Below are 26578 nucleotides of genomic sequence, written 5' to 3'. Positions count from 1 at the left end.
CGGGGATTACTCCGCCGCCATCGGCAGCGTGGGCTGCGGCGAGCCCTTCGCGGCCTTGTAGGCGGCAATGCGGTCTTCCATCATCGGCCGGAAGTGGCGGATCAGCCCCTGCACCGGCCAGACGCCGCCATCGGCGAGCGCACAGATCGTGTGCCCCTCAATCTGCCGCGTCACCTGCTCCAGCACGTCGATCTCCGCCACCTCGGCCCGGCCCTCGACCATGCGGTCCATCATCCGCTTCACCCAGCCCATGCCCTCGCGGCAGGGGGTGCACTGGCCGCAGCTCTCATGCTTGTAGAAGGCGGAAAGCCGGGCGATCGCCTTGATCAGGTCGGTGGACTTGTCCATGACGATGACGCCGGCGGTGCCGAGGCCGGTCTTGTGCTCGCGCAACGCGTCGAAATCCATCAGCACGTCGTCGCAGACGGCTTTCGGGATCAGCGGCGTCGAGGAGCCGCCGGGGATCACCGCCAGCAGGTTGTCCCAGCCGCCGCGCACGCCGCCGGCATGCCGCTCGATCAGCTCGCGCAGCGGGATCGACATCTCCTCCTCGACATTGCAGGGCTTGTTCACATGGCCCTGGATGCAGAAGATCTTGGTGCCGGCATTCTTCGGCCGGCCGAAGCCGGCGAACCAGGCGGCGCCGCGCCGCAGGATGGTCGGCACCACGGCGATGGTCTCGACATTGTTCACCGTCGAAGGGCAGCCATAGAGCCCGACCGCCGCCGGGAAGGGCGGCTTCAGCCGCGGCATCCCCTTCTTGCCCTCGAGGCTCTCGATCAGTGCCGTCTCCTCGCCGCAGATATAGGCGCCGGCGCCGCGATGGACGTACAGGTCGAAATCCCAGCCGCTGCCGCAGGCATTCGGCCCGAGCAGCCCGGCGGCATAGGCCTCGTCGATCGCCGCCTGCAGCACGAGATGCTCGTTATAGTACTCGCCGCGGACATAGATGTAACCGGCATGCGCGCCCATGGCGACGCCGGCGATCAGGCAGCCCTCGATCAGTGTGTGCGGATCGTGCCGCAGGATGTCGCGGTCCTTGCAGGTGCCGGGCTCGGACTCGTCCGAGTTCACCACCAGGTAGTGCGGCCGCCCGTCCGACTGCTTCGGCATGAAGGACCATTTGAGGCCCGTCGGGAAGCCGGCGCCGCCGCGGCCGCGCAGGCCGGAATTCTTCACCTCCTCGATGATCCAGTCGCGGCCCTTGGCGATCAGCCCGCCGGTGCCGTCCCACTGGCCGCGCCGCCGCGCCGCCGCCAGCCGCCAGTCATGCTGGCCGTAGAGGTTGGTGAAGATGCGGTCCTTGTCGCTCAGTGCCATCGCATCACTCTCCCGGCACGTCCAGCAGCGTCTGCGGCCCGCCCTCCGGCGCGCTCGTCTGGCGCCCGATCGTCGAGCCGGGCGGCGGCCGCTCGCCGCGCCGCAGCGCCTCGATGAGCTGCACCGTGCGCTCGTAGTCCATGTCCTCGTAGTAGTCGTCGTCGACCTGCAGGATCGGCGCGTTCACGCAGCCGCCGAGGCACTCGACCTCGCTCAGCGTGAACATCCCGTCCTCGCTGGTCTGGCCATAGCCGGCGACATGCGCCGCATCCTTGCAGGCGTGGAAGACCTCGTCCGAGCCGCGCAGCCAGCAGGGCGTGGTGCCGCAGACCTGCAGGTGGAAGCGCCCGACCGGCTTGGTGTTGAACATGAAGTAGAAGCTGGCGACCTCGTAGACCCGGATCGGCGCCATGCCGAGCCGCGCCGCGACCGCGTCCATGCCCTTCAGCGGCACCCAGGCGCTGTCGGTCTGCCGCTTCATCTGCCGCTGCACCACGTAGAGCAACGGGATGACGGCGCTGGCCTGCCGCCCCGGCGGGTAGCGCTTCAGGATGGTCTCGATCGCCGCGTTGCTCTCGGCGTCGAACTCGAAGCTCGCGGGCTGCGCGACCTCATTGGCGGTGGACACCTCGACCATCAGCGATCGATCTCCCCGAAGACGATGTCGAGCGAGCCGATGATCGCCACGGCATCCGCGAGCATATGCCCCTTGGACAGCGCCTCCATGGCCTGCAGATGCGCATAGCCAGGCGCCCGGATCTTGCACCGGTAGGGCCGGTTGGTGCCGTCGGCGACCATGTAGACGCCGAACTCGCCCTTCGGCGCCTCGGTCACCGTGTAGGTCGCGCCCGCCGGCACGTGATAGCCCTCGGTGTAGAGCTTGAAGTGGTGGATCAGCGATTCCATCGAGCGCTTCATCTCGGCGCGCTTCGGCGGCGTGATCTTGTTGTCCGGGATCTTGACCGGCCCGGGCTTCAGCCGCGCCAAGCACTGCTCGACGATCCGCAGCGACTGCCGCATCTCCCAGATGCGGATCAGGTAGCGATCGTAGCAGTCGCCGTGCCGGCCGACCGGGATGTCGAAGTCGAGATCGGCGTAGATCTCGTAGGGCTGCGCCTTGCGCAGGTCCCAGGGCACGCCGGAGGCGCGGATGCAGGGGCCGGAGAAGCCCCATTCCATCGCCTGCTCGGCCGTCATCACGCCGATATCGACGGTGCGCTGCTTGAAGATGCGGTTGCCGGAGAGCAGCCCCTCGAGATCCTCAAGGAATTTCGGGAATTGCCGGCACCAGCCGGCGATGCGGTCCTCGAGCGAGGCCGGGATGTCCTTCGCCACGCCGCCGGGGCGGAAGTAATTCACGTGGTAGTGGCTGCCGCCTGCCGCCTCGTAGAATTCCAGCAGGTGCTCGCGCTGCTCGAAGCCCCAGAGCGAGGGGGTGATGGCGCCGCAATCCAGCGCATAGGTGGTGACGTTCAGCAGGTGATTCAGGATGCGCGTCAGCTCGGCGAACATGGTGCGGATCACCCGCGCCCGCTCCGGCACCTGATCCTCGACGCGCAGCAGCCGCTCCACGGCGAGCGCGAAGCTGTGCTCCATGCACATGGGCGAGACGTAGTCCAGGCGGTCCATATAGGGCAGCGCCTGGAGATAGGTCTTGTACTCGATCAGCTTCTCGGTGCCGCGATGCAGCAGGCCGATATGCGGATCGGCGCGCTCCACCACCTCGCCCTTCATCTCGAGGATGAGGCGCAGCACGCCATGCGCCGCCGGGTGCTGCGGGCCGAAATTGATGGTGTGGCTATCGACCTCGATGGTGCGCACCGGCTCGTCGGCCGCCGCTGCCGCGACCACCGCATCCGGGTCGAGGTCGGACACGACCGGGCCGGCCGGCCGGGTCATGGCATGGTCGCCGCTCATGGCGCCGTCCCCTTGGCCGCCTCGCCCGCGGGCTTCGGCGCCTCGATCCGGTTCATGTGCACCTTCTCGTCGCCCGGGAGCGTGGTCATCCCCTCCCACGGGCTGAGGAAATCGAAATTGCGGAAATCCTGGGTAAGCTTCACCGGCTCGTAGACGACCTGCTTGCGCTCCTCGTCGTAGCGCACCTCGACATAGCCGGTGAGCGGGAAGTCCTTGCGCAGCGGATGCCCCTCGAAGCCGTAATCGGTCAGCAGGCGGCGCAGGTCGGTCTGCCCGGCGAAGACGATGCCGTACATGTCCCAGGCCTCGCGCTCGTACCAGGTGGCGGTCGGCCAGATGGCGGCGACGGAGGGGATGGGCGTCGCCGCGTCGGTCGAGACGATGACGCGGATGCGCTGGTTCAGGCTGAGGCTGAGCAGGTTGTAGACCACCTCGAAGCGCTCCGGCTTCTCCGGCCAGTCCGTGCCGCAGATGTCCATGCACTGCTCGAAGGCGAATTGGCCGCCGTCGCGCAGCAGCAGCATGCTCTCGATCAGCCCCTCTCGCCGGATGCGCAGCACCAGCTCCTGGCCGCGCTCCACCTCGAGCGATTCGACGGTGCCGTGCGGCAGCGCCATGCGCACGGCCTCGCCCAGCGCCTGCAGCGCGGCGCCCCGGTCGGTTGCGTCAGCCACGCAGGATGGTCCCCGTCCGGCGGATCTTCTTCTGCAGCTGCAGGATGCCGTAGACCAGCCCCTCGGCGGTCGGCGGGCAGCCCGGCACGTAGACATCGACCGGCACGATGCGGTCGCAGCCGCGCACCACGCTGTAGGAGTAATGGTAGTAGCCGCCGCCATTGGCGCAGCTGCCCATGGAGATCACCCAGCGCGGCTCGCTCATCTGGTCGTAGACCTTGCGCAGCGCCGGGGCCATCTTGTTGGTCAGCGTGCCGGCGACGATCATCACGTCCGACTGCCGCGGCGAGCCGCGCGGGATGATGCCGAAGCGGTCGAGGTCGTAGCGCGCCATGTAGGCGTGGATCATCGGCACCGCGCAGCAGGCCAGCCCGAAGGTCATCGGCCAGAGGCTGCCGGTCCGCGCCCAGTTCACCACCTTGTCGAGATTGGCGACGACGAAGCCCTTTTCCTCGATCTCGCCGGTGATGCCGCGCACCACCGCCTCCTGCGCCGGGCCGGGTACCAGATGCTCGCGGTTCCAGGCCACCGTATCGATCGCGCCCGGCGTGGCGCTCTCCATGTTCCCGCTCATGCTCTTCTCCGGTTGGGGGCGGCTCGCGCCGTCACTCCCAGTCCAGGGCGCCCTTGCGCCATTCGTAGACGAACCCGACCGTCAGCACGCCGAGGAAGGCGATCATCGACAGGAAGCCGAACCAGCCGATGTCGCCGAGCGCGACGGCCCAGGGAAAGAGGAAGGCCACCTCGAGATCGAAGATGATGAAGAGGATGGCGACGAGGTAGAACCGGACGTCGAAGCGCCGGCGCGTGTCGTCGAAAGGCTCGAAGCCGCATTCATAGGCGGAGAGCTTCTCGGCATTCGGCTTCTGCCGCGCCAGCAGCAGGCTGCCCCCCACCATCGCCGCGGCGATCCCGCCGGCGATGCCAAGGAAGACGAGAATCGGAAAATATTCGGCCAGCAGCGGCTGGTTCATCTCTACTCCGCCCCTCGTGGCGCCGCGCCCGCGCTTGCGATGCCCAGCGGGACACCCCAGGCGGGCCGTGCCCCGGCCGATGCCGCAGCGCAGCGCGGGCGGACATTAGCCACGCCCCGAGCATTTCGCATAGGGGGCAGGACGCCTTTCTCAGGCGCAAGGTGGTGATTTTCGGCGCGGCGAAAAGGGCCTGGAAACAGGACAAAAAGGGTCCTGGAAGCGGGGCCAATAGACCCCGGACATGACAACGGCGCCCCGCCGATGGCGAAGGCGCCGCTTTGGTTTGCGTCGCGTGGCGCGAGTGACGGGGCTCGAACCCGCGACCTCCGGCGTGACAGGCCGGCGCTCTAACCAACTGAGCTACACCCGCTTGCGACGTGGCGGGGGTTTATGCCGCGGGTGGTGGGGTGTCAACAGCCCCCGCAGGCTACATCGCCACAAAGCGCGGCGTGAGCAGCAGCAGCGGCCAATAGGGCGCGCCCCACCAATAGCTGTGCGTCGCCGCCGCCTGCAGCGCATAGGCGCGCTGCGCCGCCTGCCAGGAGGACCGCTCGGCCTGCGCGGCCTGCGTCACCCCGGGCAGCAGCCGGCGCGCCTCGGCATCGCCGGCCGCCGCCGCGCGGGACAGCCAGGACTGGGCCTCCTGCATGTCCTGCCCCTGCTCCTCCAGCCCGGTCATATAGAGGCGCCCGAGCGCAAGCTGCGCCGGCACCACGCCCTGGTCGCCGGCCCGGCGCATCCACTGGATCGCCTCATAGGGCTGGCGCGCCACGCCCTCGCCGCGGAAGAGCATCAGGGCCAGGTTGTACTGGCTCTCGGGGACGCCGCCCTCGGCCGCCCGGCGGAACCAGCCGGCGGCCTCGGCCGGATCGCGCGGCAGGCCGCGGCCGTCGAGCGCCAGCACGCCGAGCTGATGCGCCGCCTGGGCGACGCCGCCCTCCGCCGCCGCTCGATAGAGCGCGATCGCCCGCCCCAGCCCGCCCGGCGCCTGCCCCTGCTCGGTCAGGCGGCCCAGGCGGAGGCTGGCGAAGGGCATGCCGGCCTCGGCGGCCTGCGCATAGAGGCGCGCCGCCTGCCGGGCATCCCGCGGCAGGCCGCCGGCGCCGGCCTCATAGGCCTGGCCGAGCCGGTAGGCGGCCCCGGCATCGCCCTCGGCCGCCGCCTGGCGCAGCGCGGCGACGGGCTCGCCGCGATAGGCATCCGGGTCCTGCTGCCGCACCGTGCGCGGATCCTCGCCCGCGGCCGGCTGGATCGCCGCCTTCGGCTGGTCGCGGCAGCCGCTCTCGTCGCAGACCCGCACCATGGGGCCGAAGCCGCTGCCGCCGCGCTGGCCGGCGCAGCCGGCGGCGAGGAGGAGGAGGGCGAGGGCCGCCAGCGCGGCGCGCGGCGCGCCGCCCGCCGGGCCGCGCCCCACCGCCTCAGCGCACCTGCAGCCGTCCACCGGTGCCGAGCCCGCCGCGAACCTCCTGCGCCCGGTAGCCGCGGACCGCGACGACCATCTTGTTATAGGCATCGACGAAGGCGGCGACCGTCGCCTGGCCGGCCGGGGTGCGCTGGTAGCCGCCGAGGGCGCCGCCGGCGCCGGCCCCGAAGCCGGCGAGCAGGGCCCCGGCATTGGTCGCGGTCGAGGAGCCTTCGGAGGCGGCGACCTGCACGCCGCTCCGCATGTCGAAGAGCGACATCGTCACCGAGGTGGAGGATTGCGACAGCGCCGCGCCGGCCGCGCCGATCGCCAGACCCGCCCAGCCGCCGATGCCGCCGCCGAGGCCGCTGGTGTTGACGTTCGAGAAGAGGATCGCCGGCTCCAGGAAGTAGTCGGCGGCGACGCGCTGGCCGCGCTGCATCTTCGAGCCGGCCCGGAACTCGCCGCTGTTGCGCATGTCGTCGATCATGCCGCGCATGCGCCCCTCGAGGCGGCTGTTGCCCATGGCGGTGATGACGAAGCAGTTGGACTGCTGCACCACCAGCCGCACCATCGGCTCGATGGTGGTGATCTGCGTCCGCGCCGTGAAGGGCCCCCACCAGGCCTGTTCGCGCCCATCATCCACCGCGAGCGTGCCGAGCGATTCGCTGCAGCGCTCGAGATTGGCGTCCGCCCCGACGCTGGTCGCGCCGCCCGCCGCGCCCGTCACCGGGCCGCCGCCGGTGCCCTGCTGAACGCAGCCCGTCAGGCCGATGGCCGCCAGCGCCGCCAGGCCGATGCGCCTGCCCACACCCGGAAATCCCGTCATCCGCGTCGCGTCTCCCCCGCTGGCCATGCGCCGATATCATCAGGCCAGCGGCACGATACGGCCTTCTCACAAACCAGGGAGATGTGCAACCATTCCGGCTTTGCCAATCAGGGATGTGCGAGACGGCACGCAGGGCGCCATGGGCGCTGAGGGATTCGAACCCCCGGCATCTTCGGTGTAAACGAAGCGCTCTACCGCTGAGCTAAGCGCCCCCGGGCCATGGCTGCGGCGGCCGGCCACCCGACCGGGTGGGGCCTGCCGCAGGCCGGGCGCCGCTCTAGCATGCCCTGCGCCGGGCGGGAACGGAGGGGCGGCGCCGCCCTGCCCTATTCCTGCACCACATAGGTGTAGAACCGCACCCCGCCCTGCGGCGTGCGCTCCCGGTAGATCCCCTGCACCTCGTTGTCGAAGCCCGGGAACAGGTTCGCCGCCCGCTCGAAGGCGAGGAGATACTCGATCATCGGGCGCGAGCGCGGGCCGAGCCGCTCGCCCGGCACGACGGTGGCGATGCCCGGCGGGTAGACCAGCCAGAGCGTCGCCGCGATCCGTCCCTCGGTCTCGGCAAGCGGCACGTAATCCACCGCGTTCCGCACCAGGGCGCGCATCGCCGCCTGCGGCGGCATCGCCAGCTCGGGGAAATGCGCCGCCTGGAATTGCGCCGCCTGCAGCCGGCTGACCTCGGCCGAGCGGTAGAAGCCATGCATGGCGGCGCAGAGGTCGCGCAGCCGCACCCGGTCGTAGCGCTCGCGCCGCCGCGCCACGAAATCCGGCATCACCTCCTCCAGCGGCGCATTGTCGTCGTGCAGCTTCTTGAAGGTGACGAGATGCGAGAGCAGCGTGCCGGCCTTGCTGCTCTCGACGCCGGGGGTGAGAAGGAAGAGCAGGCTGTTGAGATCGTTCTTCTCCGGCACGATGCGGTTCTGCCGCAGGTATTCCGCGACGACCGGGGCCGGCACGCCATGCTCGGCATAGGCGGTGCCGTCGAAGCCGGGCGTGAGCAGGGTGAGCTTGTTCGGATCGGTCATCGCCCAGCCGGGCGGCACCTCGCCGAAGCCGTGCCAGTCCGCCTCCGCCCGCAGCGCCCAATGCGCCGGGTCGGTGGCGAGGAGGTCGGTCGGCACCAGCTCCCAGGGCAGCACCTGGCCATCCGCCAGGCGGACCTCCTTCGGCACGAAGGGCTCGAAGAACCAGCGCCGCGCCGGGTCGCTCTCCTTCTCCTCGAATTCCTGGCGCGTCAGGCGGAGCTTCTTCCGCAGCTCGATGCCGAGCCGGATGGTGTCGTCCCACAGCACCTCGCCCGAGCGCCCCTTCATCATCTGCGCCCCGACATCGAGCGAGGCGAAGAGCGGATAGAAGGGGCTGGTCGAGGCGTGCAGCAGGTAGAATTCGTTGAAGCGATGGTGGTTCACCCGCCGCCGCTGCCCGTTCAGATGCGCATCCCGCACATGGATCTGCGAGGCCTGGGAGAAGCTGGCGAGCTGCTTGTGGGTGCTCTGGGTGACGAAGATGCCCGGGCTGTCCGGCCCCAGCCCCTGCAGCCCCATGCCGAAGCGGCCGCGGAAGAGCGGGTGGAATTTCATGAAGCCGGCCCAGGCCTCGTCGAACAGGATGTAGTCGCAGAGCGGGCCGATGCGGGCGAGCACCTCCTCGGCGGAATAGATCGTGCCGTCGTAGGTGCATTGCTCGATCACCGCGGCGCGGAAGGGGCGCGGCCGGCGCCAGGCCTCGGGGTCGGTCACCAGCGGGTTGTCGCGGATCGCCGCCCGCAGCCGGTCCTCCGCCAGCGCCTCGCGCCGCATCGGGCCGATCAGCCCGTGCGGGTTGCGCGCCGTCTCGACGAAGATCGGGATGGCGCCGCTCAGCAGCAGCGCGCCGTGATGCGCCGCCTTGTGGTTGTTGCGGTCGAACAGCACCAGGTCGCCATCGGCGAGCAGGGCGTTCAGCACCACCTTGTTCGAGCTGCTGGTGCCGTTCAGCACGAAATAGGTGCGCTCGGCGCCGAAGATCTCCGCCGCCTCCTGCTGCGCCTTCAGCGCCGGCCCCTCATGCACCAGCAGGTCGCCGAGCTGCAGCACGGAGTTGTCGAGGTCGTCGCGGAACACCGCCTCGCCGAGATGCTCGACGAAAATGCGCCCGATCGGGCTGCGTCGGTAGAACTGGCCGCCATTGTGGCCCGGGCAGGTCCAGAGCATGTTGCCCTGCTCGGCATAGTCGACGAGCGCGCCGAAGAAGGGTGTCTTCAGCGTCTCGGCATATTGCCTGAGCTTCGAGATCAGGTTGCGGGCGATGAACTCCGGCGTCTCCTCGGCCAGGAAGACGAAGCCGTCGACATCGTCCAGCACCTCGACCGGGATGTCCTCCAGCCGGTGCCGGCGGACCAGCATGATGATCGGGACATCGAGGCCGCGCTGGCGCACCAGGCTGACGAGCGCCGCCGCCTTGCCCTGCAGCCCCTTCTTGCCCCAGTCGACGATCAGGCAGCCGATGGCCGCATCGGTGCGGATCATCAGCGCCGCGTCGTCGTCGCGCCGCGCCCGCGTCACGGCATAGCCCGAGCCCTCGATCCGGGTCAGGATCTCCCGCAGCCGCTGGCCCTCGAGATCGGTCTCGTCGAAATTCGGGGCATTGACGAGGAATTTGAAGCGGCGCGCATATTCCATGCGGAAGGGCCTCCGGCAGGGCCGGCCGCGGGAGGCGGCCGCCACGGGCAGGACCGCTCCTTGCAGCGCCGCCGCCGGGGCATCAACGACAGATCCATGACACCTGCCGGAGCCAAGGCCCGGAATGGCGAAGGGGCGGCCCCGAAGGCCCGCCCCCCTTTGCGTGCGTACCGATGCCACCGGCGCTGCCCGTTGCCCTGCCACGGCTTCGCCATGGCAGGGCGTGACGCCCCTCGGGCAGGAGGGGATGCCACCGGGCCCCCACCAAGCCACGAAGCGGCTTGGTGGGGAGCAGTCTCAGTGCGGCAGGACCGGCTTCGCCCCGTCGCCATCCGCCGGCCGCGGCGTCGGCGGCTCCGGCGGCTCCTGCCAGTCGATCGCCTCGGGCTTGCGCACCAGGGCGCTGGCGATCACCTCGTCCACATGTGAGACGGGAAGGATGGACAGCCCCTTCTTCACGTTGTCGGGGATGTCCGCCAGGTCCTTCTCGTTCTCCTTCGGGATGAAGACCGTGGTGACGCCGGCCCTGAGCGCCGCCAGCAGCTTCTCCTTCAACCCGCCGATCGGCAGCACCCGGCCGCGCAGCGTGATCTCGCCGGTCATCGCCACGTCCCGGCGAACCGGGATGCCGGTGAGGACGGAGACGATGCTCGTCGCCATGGCGATGCCGGCCGAGGGGCCATCCTTCGGCGTCGCGCCTTCCGGCACGTGCACATGGATGTCGCGCCGGTCGAACAGCGTCGGCTTCAGGCCGAAGCTCGGCGCCCGGCTGCGGACATAGGACATGGCCGCCGAGACGCTCTCCTGCATGACGTCGCCGAGCTTGCCGGTGTGCTGGATCTTGCCCTTGCCCGGCACGGTGACGCTCTCGATCGTCAGGATCTCGCCGCCGACCTCGGTCCAGGCGAGGCCGGTGACCACGCCGACCATGTCCTCCGCCTCGGCCTCGCCGTAGCGGAACTTCCGCACGCCGGCGAATTTGTCGAGGTTCTTGACGGTGATCTGGACCTTCTTCGCCTTCTTCGAGACGATCTCGCGCACCGCCTTGCGGGCCAGGCCGCCGATCTCGCGCTCAAGGTTCCGCACGCCGGCCTCGCGCGTGTAGTAGCGCACGAGGTCGAGCAACGCGTCCTCGCTCACCGACCACTCGCCCTCCTTCAGCCCGTTCGCCTCGGACTGCTTCGGGATCAGGTGGCGCTTGGCGATCTCGACCTTCTCATCCTCGGTGTAGCCGGGGATGCGGATGATCTCCATGCGGTCGAGCAGCGGCTGCGGCATGCGGAGCGAGTTCGCCGTGGTGACGAACATCACGTCCGACAGGTCGTAGTCCACCTCGAGATAGTGGTCGGCGAAGGTGCTGTTCTGTTCCGGGTCCAGCACCTCAAGCAGCGCCGAGGACGGGTCGCCGCGCCAGTCGGCGCCGAGCTTGTCGATCTCGTCGAGCAGGAAGAGCGGGTTCGAGGTCTTCGCCTTCTTCATGCCCTGGATCACCTTGCCGGGCATGGAGCCGATATAGGTCCGGCGGTGGCCACGCACCTCGGCCTCGTCCCGGACGCCGCCGAGCGACATGCGCACGAAGTTGCGCCCCGTCGCCTTGGCGATCGACTTGCCGAGCGAGGTCTTGCCGACGCCGGGCGGGCCGACCAGGCAGAGGATCGGGCCCTTGATCTTCGGCGAGCGCGACTGCACCGCCAGGTACTCGATGATCCGCTCCTTGACCTTGTCGAGGCCGTAGTGGTCGGCATCGAGCACCTTCTCGGCCTCGACGATGTCGTTGCGGACCTTGCTGCGCTTCTTCCAGGGGATGGAGAGCATCCAGTCGAGGTAGTTGCGCACCACCGTCGCCTCGGCGCTCATCGGGCTCATGGTCCTGAGCTTCTTCAGCTCGGCCAGCGCCTTCTCGCGCGCATCCTTCGACAGCTTGGTGGCCTTGATCTTGGCCTCCAGCTCGGCGGCCTCGTCCTTGCCGTCCTCGCCCTCGCCCAGCTCCTTCTGGATCGCCTTGAGCTGCTCGTTCAGGTAGTACTCGCGCTGCGTCTTCTCCATCTGCCGCTTCACGCGGTTGCGGATGCGCTTCTCCACCTGCAGGACGCCGATCTCGCTCTCCATATGGGCGAAGACCCGCTCCAGCCGCGCGGCGGTGCCGGCGGTCTCCAGCAGCTCCTGCTTCTCGGGGATCTTCAGCGAGAGATGCGCCGCGACCGTGTCGGCGAGCTTGTTCGGATCATCGATCTGGTTGATCGAGACCAGCACCTCGGGCGCGATCTTCTTGTTGAGCTTGATGTACTGCTCGAACTGGCCGACCACGGTGCGGGCCAGCGCCTCGGCCTCCGGCGCGGTGCCCGCGGGCTCGTCGAGCGGCGAGGCATAGGCCTCGAAATGGGTCTGGGTCTCCTTGTAACCGGCGATCCGGGCGCGCTTGCCGCCCTCGACCAGCACCTTCACGGTGCCGTCCGGCAGCTTCAGGAGCTGCAGCACGGTGGAGATGGTGCCGACATCGTAGAGATCGTCGGCGCCGGGATCATCCTGCGCCGCGTTCTTCTGGGCGACGAGCAGGATTTGCTTGTCGTCGCGCATCACCGCTTCCAGGGCGCGCACCGATTTCTCGCGGCCGACGAAGAGCGGCACGATCATATGCGGGAAGACGACGATGTCGCGGAGCGGCAGGACGGGAAGCAATTCGCCGCGGAGAGTTTCGGGCTTGTCCGCCATGGTGGACCTCGCTGAAGGACAGTCGATGCCGGGGCCACCCGCATGCGGCATGGCCCGGGGCATCACGGGACTGCGATAGAGATGGGGTGCCGGCCCCCACCCGCAATCCCTTGAAATTCCGGCTGCGGCGCCAGCGGGGCCGGCGTGCCGCCCGCGTCAGGCCGAGCTCTGCTCGGCCGCGCGCTCGCCATAGATGAAGAGCGGCGTCGCCCTGCCCTCGGCCACCTCGCGGTTCACCACCACCTCGTCCACGTCGTCGAGCCCGGGCAGGTCGAACATGGTCGAGAGCAGGATCGCCTCCATGATGGAGCGGAGGCCGCGGGCGCCGGTCTTGCGCTGGATGGCGCGCGTCGCCACGGAGCGGAGCGCGTCCTCGGTGAAGGTGAGCTTCGTCCCCTCCATCTCGAAGAGGCGCTGGTACTGCTTGACCAGGGCGTTCTTCGGCTTGGTCAGGATCTCGACCAGCGCCTTCTCGTCCAGGTCCTCGAGCGTCGCCACCACCGGCAGGCGGCCGATGAACTCGGGGATCAGGCCGAATTTCAGCAGGTCCTCCGGCTCCACCTCGCGCAGCACGGCGCCGGCGCGGCGCTCGTCCGGCGAGCGCACCTCGGCGCCGAAGCCGATGCCCGAGCCCTTGCCGCGGGCGCCGATGATCCGCTCGAGGCCCGCGAAGGCGCCGCCGCAGATGAAGAGGATGTTCGAGGTGTCGACCTGGAGGAATTCCTGCTGCGGATGCTTCCGCCCGCCCTGCGGCGGGACCGAGGCGACCGTGCCCTCCATGATCTTCAGCAGCGCCTGCTGCACGCCCTCGCCCGACACGTCGCGGGTGATGGAGGGGTTGTCCGACTTGCGGCTGATCTTGTCGACCTCGTCGATATAGACGATGCCGCGCTGCGCCCGCTCGACATTGTAGTCGGCCGCCTGCAGCAGCTTCAGGATGATGTTCTCGACATCCTCGCCGACATAGCCCGCCTCGGTCAGCGTCGTCGCATCCGCCATGGTGAAGGGCACGTCGAGGATGCGGGCGAGGGTCTGGGCCAGCAGCGTCTTGCCCGAGCCGGTCGGGCCGAGCAGCAGGATGTTCGACTTGGCGATCTCGACGTCGTTGTTCTTCGCACCGTGCGCCAGCCGCTTGTAGTGGTTGTGCACCGCGACCGAGAGGACGCGCTTCGCATGGTCCTGCCCGATCACGTAGTCATCGAGGACCTTGCAGATCTCCTTCGGCGTCGGCACGCCGTCCCGCGACTTCACGAGGTGCGTCTTGTGCTCCTCGCGGATGATGTCCATGCACAGCTCGACGCATTCGTCGCAGATGAACACGGTGGGTCCGGCGATGAGCTTGCGGACCTCGTGCTGCGACTTGCCGCAGAACGAGCAGTAGAGGGTGTTCTTCGAGTCGCCGGACTTGCTCATGGGCACTCCGCCTGGATGGGCCGGCCAGGGCTGCCGGCGCCTTCTCCTCGGGGAAGGCGCGGACCGCCCGGGCCCTGCCCCCCGTCGCCGAGGGGGGGCCTGGGGTGGGACTGTAGCCCCCCTGTCATCGGGGGGGAAGCATGACAGAGGCCGGGAGGGCGGCCGCCCACCAACCGTTGCGACAATATCCCGTCAGGATCTTGCCAAAACCGTCATTGGTGCGCGGCCGGGTCCGCAGGATCAGGATTTGGCGGCCTCGGCCCCGGGGGCCGCCGGGCGCTCCTCGACCACCTGGTCGATCAGGCCGAAATCCCGGGCCTCCTCGGCCGACATGTAGGTGTCGCGCTCGAGCTTGCGCTCGATGGCCTCGATCGGCTGGCCGGTATGCTTCACGTAGATCTCGTTCAGCCGCTGCCGCAGCTTCAGGATCTCGCGGGCCTGGATCTCGATGTCGGTCGCCTGGCCCTGCGCCCCGCCGGAGGGCTGGTGCACCATGATCCGGCTGTTCGGCAGGGCGAAGCGCTTGTCCTTGGCGCCGGCGGTCAGCAGCAGCGAGCCCATGGAGGCGGCCTGGCCGATGCAGACCGTGCTCACCGGGGAGCGGATGTACTGCATCGTGTCGTACATCGCGAGGCCGGAGGAGACCACGCCGCCCGGGCTGTTGATGTAGAAGGCGATGTCCTTGTTGGGATTCTCGCTCTCGAGGAACAGCAGCTGGGCGCAGATCAGGGCCGAGACCTGGTCGAAGACCGGCCCCGTCAGGAAGATGATCCGCTCCTTCAGCAGGCGCGAATAGATGTCGAAGGCCCGCTCGCCCCGCGCCGTCTGCTCGACGACCATCGGAACCAGGGTGTTGTTGTAGACCTCGACCGGATCACGGTCCCGCATGGTGCAACCTTTCGCTCTCTCGGCCCGCCGAGCCGGCCGAGGGGCGGGCTCGGCCGGGGCGGCGATCCGGCACGGAGGCCGGACCTCTCCTCGGCAATGTGGGGCAAGGCAGGGCCGGCCGGAAGTCCCCGCCGGATGGCGGGGTTGCCGGCCGCGATCCCGTCCGCGGCGCGGCGGGCCCGGGCCGAGTCCGGCCGGCGGCCGGCCCGCCCGCGGGCATCAGGCCGCGGCAGGCGCGGCGAGGTCCTCGGGCGAGACCTGCCGCTCGGTCACCTGGGCCAGCTCCAGCATGAAGTCCACCACCTTCTCCTCGAAGATGGGGCTGCGGAGGTTGTCGGCCGCCTGCGGGTTCTTGCGGAAGAACTCCATCACCTGCTGCTCCTGGCCCGGGTAGCGGGAGGCTTCTTGCCGCATCGCCCTTGCCAATTCGTCACCGCTGACGCTGATGTTGTTGGTCCGGCCGATCTCCGAGAGCAGCAGGCCCAGCCGGATGCGCCGCTCGGCGATGCCGCGGTATTCGGCCTTCAGCGCCTCCTCGTCCTTGCCCTTGTCGTCCTCGTCGAGGGTGCCGGCCTTCATGTCGGCCTCGACCCGCTGCCAGATCTGGGCGAACTCGGATTCGATCATCCCCTCCGGCACCGGGAAGCTCGCCCGCTCGGCCAGCGCATCGAGCAGCGCCCGCTTCAGCCTGAGGCGCGAGAGGTTGTCGTATTCCTGGGCGAGGCTGCCGCGGACCGCCTCCTTCAGCGCGTCCAGCGTCTCGAAGCCGAGCGACTTCGCCAGCTCCTCGTCGACCGGCGGCATCACCGAGCGCTTGAGGCCCTTGGCGGTGACCGCGAAGGTGGCGCGCTTGCCGGCCAGCGCCTTCGAGCCGTACTCCTCGGGGAAGGTCACCTTCACCTCGCGCGTCTCGCCCGGCCGCATGCCGGTGAGCTGCTCGGTGAAGCCGGGGATGAAGCCGGGGCCGTCCACCTCGACCGGCATGTCATTGGCCGTGCCGCCCGGGAAGGCCTCGCCCTCCCCCGCCTCGCCCTCGGCCGGGTCGAGCCGGCCGACGAAGTCGCAGACCAGGATCTCGCCCTTCTCGGCCGCCTTCTCCTCGGCGATGTCCTCGAGCTTGCGGTTGCGCGAGGCGATGGTCTCGAGCGCCTTCTCCACCTGCTCCTCGGAGGCCTCGGCCTTCAGCCGCTCCACCGCGATGCCGGCGAAGTCGGGCATCGGGATCTCGGGCAGCACCTCGAGCTCGACCTTGAACTCCAGATCGGCCTCGGGAGCGAAGTTCACCAGCTCGATCTTCGGCTGCAGGGCCGGGCGCAGCCCGCGATCGGTGACGACCTGGTCGGTCGCCTTGTTGACCGACTGCTCCAGCACCTCGCCCATCACCGCCTGGCCGTAGCGCTGCGCCACCACCTTGGCCGGCACCTTGCCGGGGCGGAAGCCGGGCAGGCGCAGGTCGCGGCCCAGCTCGGCCAGGCGCTTCTGGCGCTCGGCGGCGATGTCGCCCGCGGGGACCACCACCGTATAGGCCCGCTTCAGCCCCTCATTCGCGACCTCGGTCACCTGCATCGTACTGTCCACCCTGGAGAGAGGTCCTGTCAGCCGGCCGGGGTCTCCTGCCCCGGCGGGCCATGATGGGGGCGGTGGTGCGGGCGGAGGGAGTTGAACCCCCACGGCTTGCGCCACTGGAACCTAAATCCAGCGTGTCTACCAATTCCACCACGCCCGCGCCGGGCCCCAGAAGGGGCGCTCTCTAGCGCAGCGCCAGGGGCTTTCCAAGGATGCGCCCCCCAAGGATGCGCCCCAGGCGGGCCCCGGCGCCGGCGATCCGCCCCCGCCCCGGCTCCACGGCCCCAGCCCCACGGCCCCGGCCACAACCCCCGATTGCCGCAGCCATGCAGACCCATCGTTACATTCCGTGGCCTGGAACACAGTCCCCGGCCCGCCGCCCGCCCTAGCCTCCCGCCGGCCGGCCCCGCCCCCGGATGCCGGGCCCAGGAGGTACGTCCATGGCCTTCCCCTTGATCGCCCTCGCCGCCACGGTGCTGCCCGGACTCGTCCGGCTCGTCGCCGGCGACCGCGCCGGCACCGTCGCCACCGCCGTCGAGCAGGCGGTGCAGGCGGCGACCGGCACCGCCGACCCGGTCGATGCCAAGCAGCGGCTCGACCAGGACCCCGCCGCCGCCGCGGCGCTGCGCACCCGCCTCGCCGAGATCGCGGTCGAGCAGGAGCGGCTGCAGCTCGAGGCCGCCGAGAAGCAGCGCGCCGTCGAGTTCGCCACGTTGCAGGCCCGGATCGCCGACACCCAGGGCGCCCGGGTGGCGATGCTCCAGCTCTCCGGCAACCGGGACCCGATGCGCTGGGGCGCGCCGGTCGTCTCCGTCACGGTCACCATGATGTTCGTCCTGGCGCTGGTCATCTTCACCTCGTCGCGGTTCCACATCGCGCAGGACAACCGTGAGATGGTGAACATCATCCTCGGCGCCCTGGTGGCGGCCTTCACGGCGGTGATCAATTTCTGGATCGGCTCCTCCCAGGGCTCGCGCGAGAAGGACGCGACGGTCCGCGCCCTGCAGGCCACCCAGGCCGAGCAGGCCAACACGGCGCTCAACGCCCAGAGCCAGCAGGCGAGCGCCGCCATGGCCAGCCAGACCCAGCAGGCCAAGGACGCCATCACCTCGCTGCAGAGCGTGGCCGAGGCCGCCCGCTCGCCGGCCGCCCCCGCTGCCGCCGGCCAGCCGCGCAGCCAGGCCTTCGACCGCGCCGTCGCCCTGATCCTCGAGAACGAGGGCGGCTTCAGCAACGACCCGCGCGACCGCGGCGGCATGACCAATTTCGGCATCACCGCCCGCACCTATGCCGATTTCCACGGACTCGCTCTGGAGAGCGTGGACGAGGCCACGATGCGGGCATTGACGCGCGAGCAGGCGATCGAGATCTACCGCTCGAATTACTGGAACGCCGCCTGCTGCGACCGCCTGCCGCCGGGGCTCGATCTCTGCGTTTTCGATTTCGGCGTGAATGCCGGGGTGCGGCGGGCGATCCTGCTGCTGCAGGAGCTGGTCGGCGTCACCCAGGACGGCTCGGTCGGCGCCATCACCCTGGCCGCCACCGCCGCCTGCGACCCGGCCGAGCTGATCGGGCGCTATGCCGAGCGGCGGCTCGCCTATTACCGTTCGCTGGAGAATTTCGACGCCTTCGGCCGCGGCTGGACCCTGCGCACGACGCGGATGCGCGACGCGGCGATGCGGATGGCGCAGGCGCGGCAGCCGGCGATGGCGTAGATCCCCACGATTTATCCCCACGATGTCGCGCAGCGACGTCGCGGGGACTTCCCTAGCCCAGCATCGCCTGGGCGCAGGCGTCGAGGATCGCGTCGGTGTCGAGCCCGTATGCGCGGTAGAGGTCGGGGATGTCGCCGGCCTGGCCGAAATGGTCGACGCCGAGCGGCACCACCCGCTGGCCGCGCACCGCGCCGAGCCAGGCATGCGCCGCCGGATGCCCGTCCAGCACCGTCACCAGCGCCGCCTCCGGGGCGAGCGGCGCCAGCAGCTCCTCCACCCAGGAGGGGCCGCCGAAGCCGCCCCGCGCCTTCCGCCGCGCCGCCAGCCACCCGGCATGCAGCCGGTCGGGCGAGGTGATGGCGAGCAGCCCCGCCCCCGGCTCATCCTCCCGCAGCGCCTCGAAGGCGGCCATCGCCTCGGGCGCCACCGCCCCCTGATAGGCGAGGGCGATCCGCGCCCCGGGCGCCGGCGGCACCATCCAATGCGCCCCGGCCACCACCGCCGCCGGGTCGAGCCGGCGCTGCGGCTGCTCCAGCCCGCGGGTCGAGAGCCGCAGCCAGACGGCGCTGCCCTCGGGCTTCTGCATGTGCTCGAAGCCCCAGCGCATCAGGATCGCTAGCTCGTCGGCGAAGGCGGGCTCGAAGCTCGCCAGCCGGTCCTGCGCCATGCCGATCAGCGGCGTGTTGACCGACTGGTGCTGCCCGCCCTCCGGCGCGAGCGTCAGGCCGGAGGGGGTGCTGACCAGCATGAAGCGCGCATCCTGGTAGCAGGCATAGATCAGCGCATCGAGGCCGCGGTTGACGAAGGGGTCGTAGACCGTCCCCACCGGCAGCAGCCGCGCGCCGTAGAGGTCGTGCGCCAGGCCGAGCGCCGAGAGCAGCAGGAACAGGTTCTGCTCGGCGATGCCGAGCTCGATATGCTGCCCCTCCGGGCTCATCCCCCAGCGCTGGGCGCTGGCCAGCTTGGCGTCGCGGAAGACGTCGTTCTTGAGGTGCCGGTCGAAGATGCCGCGCCGGTTCACCCAGGGGCCGAGATTGGTCGAGACGGTGACGTCGGGGCTGGTGGTGACGATCCGCTTCGCGATCGCCGCCGCCTCGCCGTGTCCCCGGCCGAGCTCGGCCAGCACCTCGCCGAAGGCCGCCTGGGTGGAGAGCTTGCGGCCGGGCGCCACCTTCGGCTGCGGGAAGCTCGCCCCCGGCACCGGCACCGCCGCGGCCTGCAGCCGCCGTCCCTCGGGCGCGATGGGAGTGGCGAAGGGCGCCCCCTCGATGAAGGCCTGCAGCTCCGCCTCCGGGATGTCGAGCCCCTCGAAGCGGTCCCATTCATGGCCGTCGCGGATGCGCATCTCGGCCTTGAAGGTGGCCATCTGCTCCTTGGTCATCAGCCCGGCATGGTTGTCCTTGTGCCCGGCGAAGGGCAGGCCCATGCCCTTGATGGTGTAGGCGATGAAGCAGGTGGGCTGGTCGCCGGCGGCATCCTGGGCGCGGAAGGCCTCGAGCAGGGTCGCCACGTCCTGGCCGCCGAGATTGGTCATCAGCGCGCCCAGCTCCTCGTCGGAGAGGGGGTCGATGATCGCCCGCGCCCCCGGCTCGCGCCCGAGCTCGGCCAGCAGCGCCGCGCGCCAGGCGGCGCCGCCCTGGAAGGTGAGCGCCGAGTAGAGGCTGTTCGGGCAGTCGTCGATCCAGCGGCGCAGCGCCTCGCCGCCCTCGCGGGCGAAGGCCGCCTCCAGCCGGCGGCCGTATTTCAGGATGACGACGTTCCAGCCCATGTCGCGGAACAGGCCCTCGATCCGGCCGAAGAGCCGGTCCTGCACCACGGAATCAAGGCTCTGGCGGTTGTAGTCGATCACCCACCAGACATTGCGGACATCGTGCTTCCAGCCCTCCAGCAGGGCCTCGTAGATGTTGCCCTCGTCGAGCTCGGCATCGCCGACGATGGCGATGTGCCGCCCGGGCGGCACCTCCTCCCGCCCCAGCCCGTGCAGCCGGACATAGTCCTGCACCAGGCTGCCGAAGCTGGTCAGCGCCACGCCGAGCCCGACCGAGCCGGTGGAGAAATCCACCTCCGGCCCGTCCTTCACCCGGCTCGGATAGGGCTGGATGCCGCCGAACTGCCGCAGCGTCGCCAGCTTGTCGCGCGTCTGCCGGCCGAGGAGGTAGTTGATGGCGTGGAAGACCGGCCCGGCATGCGGCTTCGCCGCCAGCCGGTCCTGCGGCCGCAGGATCTCGAAGTAGAGCGCCGTCATGATCGAGATGACGGAGGCCGAGGAGGCCTGGTGGCCGCCGACCTTCAGCCCGTCGCGGTTCGGCCGGATGTGGTTGGCGTGGTGGATCATCCAGGCCGAGAGCCAGAGCAGCTTGCGCTCGATGGCGTGCAGCAATTCCAGCCGGCGCGCCGGGTCGTCGGCAAGGGGAGCGATGCGGCCCTGGACGGTCATGGCGGGACTCCCTCCAGGCCGGCCGCCCCGGCGCGGGGCCGGCGGCCGGCTTTTCTTGCGCCGCGCCAAGGGGGCGACGGCGCGAGCATAGGGCCTGGCGGCCCGGCGTGATATCCCCGCGCCATGGCCCCGCCCGCGAAAGCCCGCCGCTCCTACCACCATGGCAACCTGCAGCCGGCGCTGCTCGATGCCGCCGCGGCGCTGGTCGCCGAGCGCGGGCCGGAGGGCTTCTCGATGCTCGACGCCGCCCGCGCCTGCGGCGTCTCCGCCTCCGCCCCCTACAAGCATTTCGCCGACAAGGCGGCGCTGCTCGAGGCCCTGGCGCAGCGGGCCCTGGCGATGCTGAACGCGCGGCTGGCGGCCGCCTGGGGCGATGGCCGGCCGGAGCCGGGCGCCGCCTTCCTCCGGGTCGGCCAGGCCTATCTCGCCTTCGCCCGCGAGGCGCCGGGGCACTACCTCGCCCTGTTCCGCGCCGGCGCCGCGCCCGCCCCGCCGCCGCTGCCGGACCGGAGGCCGGACAGCCCGCCGCTCGGCGAGGCGCTCGCGGCGCTGGGCATCGGCCCCGGCGCGGCGACCGAGATCGCCCTGCAGGTCTGGGCGATCAGCCATGGCCTCGCCAGCCTGGAGCGGGCCGGGCAGCTGGCCCTGCCGGCCGAGCAATTGCTCGATCGCGGCGTCGGCCGGCTGCTGCGTGGCCTGGCCGCCGAGGCCCCCGCCGAGGCCTGATCCGCGCCTCCCCTGCCGACGCAGCGCAGGGCCGCGCCGCAGGCTTGACGCCGAAAGTGTAAGTGAATTACTTTTTTTCTGCCCGTGGAGGAGCCGCCATGCCCCTGAGCCGCCGCCATCTGCTGCATGCCGCCAGCCTCGCGCCCCTCGCCGCCCTGCCGGCCGGCGCCGGGACCGCGCCCCAGCCCCCCGCCGCCGCCCCCATGGATCTCGACCATCTCAGCCATGGCTACGCCCCGGTCGCCGAGGAGCTCGACCTGCACGCCCTGCCGATGCGCGGCCGCATCCCGCCCGAGCTGGCCGGCACCTGGCTGCGCAACGGGCCTAACCCGGCCTTCCCGCCGATCGCCTACGCCTATCCCTGGGACGGCGACGGCATGATCCATGCGCTGCGCTTCGCCGAGGGCCGCGTCGCCTATGCCAACCGCTTCGTCGCCACGGCCGGGCTGCGGGCCGAGCGCCGGGCCGGCCGCGCCCTCTACGGCAGCCTGCTGCGCCCGGTGCCGGTCGATCCGGCGCTGGCCGGGCCCGAGGTCGAGCCGGGGCCGATCAAGAACCTCGCCAACACCAATGTCGTCCGCCATGCCGGGCGCATCCTCGCCCTCTGGGAGGGCGGCCTGCCCCATGCGCTGGACGAGCGGCTGGAGACGCTCGGCCGCCACGATTTCGACGGCAGGCTGCGGGGCGCGATGACGGCGCATCCGAAATTCGACCCGGCGACCGGCGAGATGCTCATCATCCGCTACGCGCCGCGCCCGCCCTTCCTCAGCTTCGGCAGCGTCGATCCGGCGGGCCGCCTCGCCCGCATGGACGTGCTCTCGGTCGATCGCCCCTACATGGTGCATGATTTCGTCTGCACCGCGCGGCACGCCGTCTTCGTGCTCTGCCCGCTGCTGCTCGAGCCCAGCGGCGCAGGGCCGCGGCCCGATGGCACGCTGGCGGGCCCGATCCGCTGGGCGCCCGATCTCGGCACCCGCATCGCGGTGCTGGACCGCGCCGATCCGGCGGCGCCGCTGCGCTGGTTCGCCGCCGATCCCTTCTTCACCTTCCACTTCATGAACGCCCATGAGGCGGCGGAGGGGATCCACATCGACCATCTGCGCTACCCGGCCCTGCCCGGCACCGGCGCGCCGATCGGGGCCAGCCTCTGGCGGCTGACGCTCGATCTCGGCACCGGCACGGCGCGGGAGCGGCAGCTCGATGACCGGACGGGCGAGTTCCCGCGCATCGACCCCCGCCGCGCCGGTCTCGCCAACCGCCATGGCTGGCTGCCGGTGCGGACCGGCGCGGAGGCCGACCGGCACGGCTTCGCCGGCCTCGCCTGCCACGACCTCGCGGCCGGCCGGGTGGTGGTGCGGGATTTCGGCCCGGGCCAGGAGGTGGACGAGCCCGTCTTCCTGCCGCGGCCGGGCGGCACCGAGGAGGGCGATGGCTGGCTGCTGACCTATGTCTACGACCGCGCCGCGGACCGCAGCCGCGCGGTGTTGCTCGAGGCCCGCGACCTCGGCGGCGAGCCGGTGGCGGAAATCTCGCTGCCCTGCCGGGTGCCGCACGGGCTGCACGGCAATTGGATGCCCGCCTGAAGGCCGCCGCCGGCTAGCCGCTGCGCGCCAGCTTGCGCAGCGCCGCCGAGGCGGGGCGGCGGCCCTCGCCCACATACTCCTCATGGTACTCCTCGATCCGGGCCGGGTCGTAGAGGTAGTTCACCATCAGCCCGAAGCTCTCCTTCAGCCCCTTCTCGCTGACATCGCCCTTCCAGTTCAGCCGCTCGACCCGCGCCCCGTTGGAGAGGTGGAAATGCGCCACCGGGTCGCGCGCCCGCCTCGCCCGGCCCTTGGCGGATTCCTGCAGCAGGTAGCGGGCGCAGGCGCGCAGCAGCAGCGGCTCGAGGATCCGCGCCGCCGCCTCCTCGCGCTGCCAGCCGCGGCGGGCCAGCACCCGGGCCAGGGTCTGCACCGGCGTCTCGGCCATGGGCGGCCCGCCCGTCCGCTCGCCCGCCCCTTGGCCCGCCCCCTCGCCCGCCCCGGCCTGGGGCGCCGGCAGGGCGAGGCTCGCCGGGAGAAGCTGGCGCAGCGCCGCCGCCTGCTCCTCCTCGATCAGCGCCGGATCGCCATCGGCGAGCTGCGCCGTCAGCCAGCGGCCGAAGCCGGGGATCGGCGAGAGGGTGGCGAAGGACCGGATGTTCTTCAGTTCCTCCTGCAGCAGCGAGACCACGCGCTTGATCAGGAAATTGCCGAAGGAGATGCCGTCCAGCCCGCGCTGGCAGTTGTTGATGGAGTAGAAGATGGCGGTGTCCGCCTGGCCGGGGTCGAGCACCGGCGCCTTCTCGTCGAGCAGCCGCTGCACGCTGTCCGCCATGCCCTTGACCAGCGCCACCTCGACGAAGATCAGCGGCTCCTCCGGCATGCGCGGATGGAAGAAGGCGTAGCAGCGGCGGTCGCTGTCCAGCCGGTTCTTCAGGTCGCGCCAGGTGCGGATGCGGTGCACCGCCTCGTAGCGCACCAGCTTCTCCAGCAGCGCCGCCGGCGAGTGCCAGTCGATCCGCCGCAGCTCGAGGAAGCCGACATCGAACCAGCTCGCCAGCAGCCCCTTGAGGTCGGTCTCCAGCGCCTGCAGCAGCGCGTCCTTGCCGGCGGCCTGCAGCAGCTCGGCGCGCAGCTCGACGAGGAATTTCATGCCGTCCGGGATGGCGGTGAACTGGGTCAGCAGCCGGCTGCGCGGCGGCTCCAGCGCCCGGCGCAGCCGGGTCTTGGCCGCCGCCCGCTCCGCCGGGCCCACCGCCTTGGCCAGCCGGTCGATCGCGTAATCCAGCCCGGCCTCGTCGCTGTCGAAACCGGCGAGGTCGCGGAGGAAGCCGACCCGGCCCGCGGCATCGAGCGCCAGGTAGTCGCGCGCCAGCCGAGCGGCGCGGTTGCGGGCCGAGACCTCGCCGCCGCGGCCATCGAGGCAGGCCCGCATCTGCTCGGCGATGCTCTCCGCCTCGCCGCCGACGACCCGCTCCGCCATGTCGCGCCAGAGGCTGGTGACCCGGCGCAGCGCACGGTCCAGCAGGCCGGTCTCGAGGGCTAGGTCGGACATGCGTCACTCTCTCCGCGGCAGCCCGGGTAACATGGTGAAACCCGGCGCGATTGGGGAGACACCCTTCAGTTGACGCGCGCTGATTTCAGCGCGCTTGGCAGGAGCGTGATCAGATCCTCGGCCACCAGGCCGGGCCCGTGGCGCCGCGCCGCCTCGCCCTGCGCCCAGGCGCCGCAGCAGGCCGCCTCGAAGCCCGGCATCCCCTGCGCCAGCAGCGCCGCGATGGTGCCGGCCAGCACGTCGCCGGTGCCGCCCGTCGCCAGGCTCGGCGGCGCGTTGTCGTTGATGGCGAGGCGCCCGTCCGGCGCGGCGATGACGGTGTCGGCGCCCTTTAGCAGCAGCACCGCCCCGGTCGCCGCGGCGGCGGCGCGGGCGGCAGCCGGCTTGTCCGCGCCGACCGGGCCGAAGACGCGGGCGAACTCGCCGGCATGCGGCGTCAGCACCGCGGCGCCGGCGAGCGCGCCGGGATCGCCGGCGCAGGCGGTGAGCGCGCCGGCATCCGCCACCACCCGCCGCCCGGCCGCGAGCAGCCGGCCGAGCGCGGCGCGCGTCGCCGCATCGCCGGGCAGGCCCGGCCCGATCAGCCAGACCTGCCGCCGCTCATCCCCGAGCAGGGCGTCGAGCCCGGCCTCGCTGACGATCGTCCCCGGATCGCCGGCGCGGTAGAGCGCCGCGGCGGCGGCATCGGGCGCGAGGATCGTCACCAGCCCGGCCCCGGCGCGATGCGCGGCGCCGGCGGCGAGGCGGGCGGCGCCGGTCATCTCGCCGCCGGCGAGGATGGTCAGGTGGCCGCGGCTGTATTTGTGCGCCTCGGCGCCGAAGGCGGGCGGCCGCCAGGGGCCGGGCGCGTTGCGGAAGGCGCGCGGCGCCAGCCGGGCCAGCACCGACTCCGGCAGGCCGATATCGGCCAGCAGCGTCTCGCCGCAGAGCCCCCGCCCCGGCAGCAGCAGATGCCCGGGCTTGAGGCGGAAGAAGGTGACGGTCAGCGCCGCCTGCGGCGCGAGGCCGCGCACCTGGCCGGTGGCGCCGTCGAGGCCGGAGGGGACGTCGATGGCGAGGATTGGCGCCCGCACCGCCCGCAGCACCGCGGCGGCCCGCCCCTCCACCGGCCGCGCCAGGCCGGCGCCGAAGACCGCGTCGATGACGAGTTCGGCGCGCCCCGCCTCGGCGGCGTCGAACGCCAGCATCGGGCCGCGCCAGGCCGCGGCGGCGAGCGCCGCGTCGCTGCCCGGCCGCGGCGGCGCCAGCGCCGCGACCGCGACCGGCCAGCCCGCCTGCTCCAGCAGCCGCGCCGCGACATAGCCATCGCCGCCGTTGTTGCCCGGCCCGGCCAGCACCAGGGTGCGGCAGGGCCGGAAGCGCCGCATCGCCGCCCGCGCCACCGCCCGCCCGGCCGCCGCCATGAGATCGGGGCCGGGGATGCCGGCGGCGATCGCCAGCGCATCGGCGCGGCCCATCTCCTCGGGCGTCAGCAGCTCCAGGCGGGGCGGCAGGGGCATGGCGGGGCTCCTCGGCGCGGCATCGGGGCAGCAAAGCGGCGGCGCAGCGGCCCGGTTGCAGGCGCGAGCTTCGGACTCCCGCGCGATCCGGGCTAGCCTCCCGCCCGGCAGGGGCGGAGTCGGGGATATGGCCTATGTGGTGGCGGTGGCGCAGCAGAAGGGCGGCGCCGGGAAATCGACCGTGGCGGCCAACCTGGCGGCGGCGCTGGCCGAGGAGGGCCACCGCGTCGCCCTGCTCGACATCGACCCGCAGGCCTCCCTCGCCCGCTGGCATGCCGAGCGCGCCCGGCGCGGCGAGCGGGCGCACCGGCTCGATTTCGACACCGCCGCGGGCTGGCGCGTGCCGGCGACGCTCGACCGGCTGCGGCCGACGCATGACTACGTGATCCTCGACACCCCGCCGCATGCCGACACCGAGGCCAAGCTCGCCATCCGCACCGCCGACCTGGTGCTGATGCCGCTGCAGCCCTCGCCGGCCGATCTCTGGGCCTCGGAGGCGACGCTGAAGCTGGCGAGGGAGGAGCGGCGGCGGGTCGCCGCGGTGCTGAACCGCGCCCCGGCGCAGGGGCGGCTGAAGAGCCGCATCCTCGCCGCGCTGGAGGAGCAGGGCGTCGCCGTGCTCGGCCCCAGCCTCGGCAACCGGGTGCAGTTCGCCAATGCCTTCCTCGACGGGCTGGCGGTGACCGAGGCGGCGCCGAGGAGCCCGGCGGCGGCCGAGATCCGCGCCGTCGCGGCGGCGATCATCGCCCTCGGCCGGCGGGGCTGAGG

General features: G+C 71.4%; 20 protein-coding genes and 3 tRNA genes. 4 read left to right on the top strand and 19 right to left on the bottom strand.

Translation table 11 applies throughout. From position 1 onward, the window contains the following. Window positions 1-6: 6 nt before the first annotated feature. The 16 genes from nuoF to DOO78_RS03550 all read right to left on the bottom strand — a co-directional run bounded on the left by nuoF (window position 7) and on the right by DOO78_RS03550 (window position 16515). Complete coding sequence (gene nuoF, locus DOO78_RS03625; RefSeq protein ID WP_111468368.1) at window positions 7-1320, bottom strand: NADH-quinone oxidoreductase subunit NuoF; 1314 nt, start codon at window positions 1318-1320, stop codon at window positions 7-9. A 4-nt stretch (window positions 1321-1324) separates the two neighbouring features. After that, window positions 1325-1957 carry a complex I 24 kDa subunit family protein gene (locus DOO78_RS03620; protein ID WP_111468367.1) on the bottom strand — a complete coding sequence of 211 codons (633 nt, stop codon included), beginning with the start codon at window positions 1955-1957 and terminating at the stop codon, window positions 1325-1327. Further along, a complete protein-coding gene (locus DOO78_RS03615; protein ID WP_243634340.1) occupies window positions 1957-3237 on the bottom strand; it encodes an NADH-quinone oxidoreductase subunit D in 1281 nt (426 codons plus the stop codon). The genes DOO78_RS03620 and DOO78_RS03615 overlap by 1 nt, the downstream gene beginning before the upstream one ends. Then, a complete protein-coding gene (locus DOO78_RS03610) occupies window positions 3234-3911 on the bottom strand; it encodes an NADH-quinone oxidoreductase subunit C (RefSeq protein WP_279387767.1) in 678 nt (225 codons plus the stop codon). The genes DOO78_RS03615 and DOO78_RS03610 overlap by 4 nt, the downstream gene beginning before the upstream one ends. Next, window positions 3904-4473 carry a NuoB/complex I 20 kDa subunit family protein gene (locus DOO78_RS03605; RefSeq protein ID WP_111468706.1) on the bottom strand — a complete coding sequence of 190 codons (570 nt, stop codon included), beginning with the start codon at window positions 4471-4473 and terminating at the stop codon, window positions 3904-3906. Before DOO78_RS03605 ends, DOO78_RS03610 begins: the two co-directional genes overlap by 8 nt. A 43-nt stretch (window positions 4474-4516) precedes the next feature. Next, window positions 4517-4885: an NADH-quinone oxidoreductase subunit A gene (locus DOO78_RS03600; RefSeq protein ID WP_111468365.1), complete on the bottom strand. Its 369-nt coding sequence runs from the start codon at window positions 4883-4885 to the stop codon at window positions 4517-4519. A gap of 293 nt (window positions 4886-5178) precedes the next feature. Then, window positions 5179-5255: transfer RNA gene (locus DOO78_RS03595), tRNA-Asp, on the bottom strand. A 57-nt stretch (window positions 5256-5312) separates the two neighbouring features. Then, window positions 5313-6299 carry a tetratricopeptide repeat protein gene (locus DOO78_RS03590; protein ID WP_165838701.1) on the bottom strand — a complete coding sequence of 329 codons (987 nt, stop codon included), beginning with the start codon at window positions 6297-6299 and terminating at the stop codon, window positions 5313-5315. A gap of 4 nt (window positions 6300-6303) precedes the next feature. Then, on the bottom strand, window positions 6304-7098 hold the full coding sequence (locus DOO78_RS03585; protein WP_243634338.1) for a CsgG/HfaB family protein: 795 nt from the start codon (window positions 7096-7098) through the stop codon (window positions 6304-6306). 158 nt (window positions 7099-7256) lie between these two features. Next, window positions 7257-7328: transfer RNA gene (locus DOO78_RS03580), tRNA-Val, on the bottom strand. Window positions 7329-7442: 114 nt separating this feature from the next. Continuing rightward, the gene (locus DOO78_RS03575; protein ID WP_111468363.1) at window positions 7443-9776 is read right to left on the bottom strand and encodes an Orn/Lys/Arg family decarboxylase; all 2334 of its coding nucleotides are present in this window, start codon (window positions 9774-9776) and stop codon (window positions 7443-7445) included. A 297-nt stretch (window positions 9777-10073) separates the two neighbouring features. Next, window positions 10074-12488, bottom strand: a complete 2415-nt coding sequence (gene lon / locus DOO78_RS03570) for an endopeptidase La (RefSeq protein ID WP_207802778.1) — start codon at window positions 12486-12488, stop codon at window positions 10074-10076. A 156-nt stretch (window positions 12489-12644) separates the two neighbouring features. Then, complete coding sequence (clpX, locus tag DOO78_RS03565) at window positions 12645-13901, bottom strand: ATP-dependent Clp protease ATP-binding subunit ClpX (protein ID WP_111468361.1); 1257 nt, start codon at window positions 13899-13901, stop codon at window positions 12645-12647. A gap of 240 nt (window positions 13902-14141) precedes the next feature. Further along, the gene (gene clpP / locus DOO78_RS03560) at window positions 14142-14789 is read right to left on the bottom strand and encodes an ATP-dependent Clp endopeptidase proteolytic subunit ClpP (RefSeq protein WP_111468360.1); all 648 of its coding nucleotides are present in this window, start codon (window positions 14787-14789) and stop codon (window positions 14142-14144) included. A 219-nt stretch (window positions 14790-15008) separates the two neighbouring features. Next, window positions 15009-16355 carry a trigger factor gene (gene tig, locus DOO78_RS03555; RefSeq protein WP_111468359.1) on the bottom strand — a complete coding sequence of 449 codons (1347 nt, stop codon included), beginning with the start codon at window positions 16353-16355 and terminating at the stop codon, window positions 15009-15011. 75 nt (window positions 16356-16430) lie between these two features. Next, window positions 16431-16515: transfer RNA gene (locus DOO78_RS03550), tRNA-Leu, on the bottom strand. Between the two features lie 280 nt (window positions 16516-16795). On the opposite strand from DOO78_RS03550, the gene DOO78_RS27820 reads away from it, so the two are divergent. After that, window positions 16796-18070, top strand: coding sequence for a glycoside hydrolase family 108 protein (locus tag DOO78_RS27820; protein WP_207802777.1), 1275 nt, complete (start codon window positions 16796-16798; stop codon window positions 18068-18070). Window positions 18071-18122: 52 nt separating this feature from the next. On the opposite strand, the gene DOO78_RS03540 is transcribed toward DOO78_RS27820, so the two are convergent. After that, window positions 18123-20507 (bottom strand): 1-deoxy-D-xylulose-5-phosphate synthase N-terminal domain-containing protein, encoded by a 2385-nt coding sequence (locus tag DOO78_RS03540; RefSeq protein WP_111468358.1) that lies wholly within the window; start codon window positions 20505-20507, stop codon window positions 18123-18125. A 123-nt stretch (window positions 20508-20630) separates the two neighbouring features. Here DOO78_RS03540 and DOO78_RS03535 point away from each other — a divergent pair, with 123 nt between their 5' ends. Next, window positions 20631-21233 (top strand): TetR/AcrR family transcriptional regulator, encoded by a 603-nt coding sequence (locus DOO78_RS03535; protein WP_111468357.1) that lies wholly within the window; start codon window positions 20631-20633, stop codon window positions 21231-21233. Between the two features lie 98 nt (window positions 21234-21331). Beyond that, the gene (locus tag DOO78_RS03530; protein WP_207802776.1) at window positions 21332-22816 is read left to right on the top strand and encodes a carotenoid oxygenase family protein; all 1485 of its coding nucleotides are present in this window, start codon (window positions 21332-21334) and stop codon (window positions 22814-22816) included. Between the two features lie 13 nt (window positions 22817-22829). Here DOO78_RS03530 and DOO78_RS03525 read toward each other — a convergent pair whose 3' ends face one another. After that, a complete protein-coding gene (locus tag DOO78_RS03525; RefSeq protein ID WP_111468356.1) occupies window positions 22830-24311 on the bottom strand; it encodes a malonyl-CoA decarboxylase in 1482 nt (493 codons plus the stop codon). A 65-nt stretch (window positions 24312-24376) separates the two neighbouring features. After that, window positions 24377-25810, bottom strand: a complete 1434-nt coding sequence (locus DOO78_RS03520; RefSeq protein ID WP_111468355.1) for an NAD(P)H-hydrate dehydratase — start codon at window positions 25808-25810, stop codon at window positions 24377-24379. Window positions 25811-25937: 127 nt separating this feature from the next. On the opposite strand from DOO78_RS03520, the gene parA reads away from it, so the two are divergent. Further along, window positions 25938-26576, top strand: coding sequence for a ParA family partition ATPase (gene parA / locus DOO78_RS03515; RefSeq protein ID WP_111468354.1), 639 nt, complete (start codon window positions 25938-25940; stop codon window positions 26574-26576). Window positions 26577-26578: the final 2 nt, after the last annotated feature.

The organism is Roseicella frigidaeris (genome assembly GCF_003258945.1).
GTDB classification, from domain to species: Bacteria; Pseudomonadota; Alphaproteobacteria; order Acetobacterales; family Acetobacteraceae; genus Paracraurococcus; species Paracraurococcus frigidaeris.
This window is presented reverse-complemented; position numbering and strand designations above follow the sequence as displayed.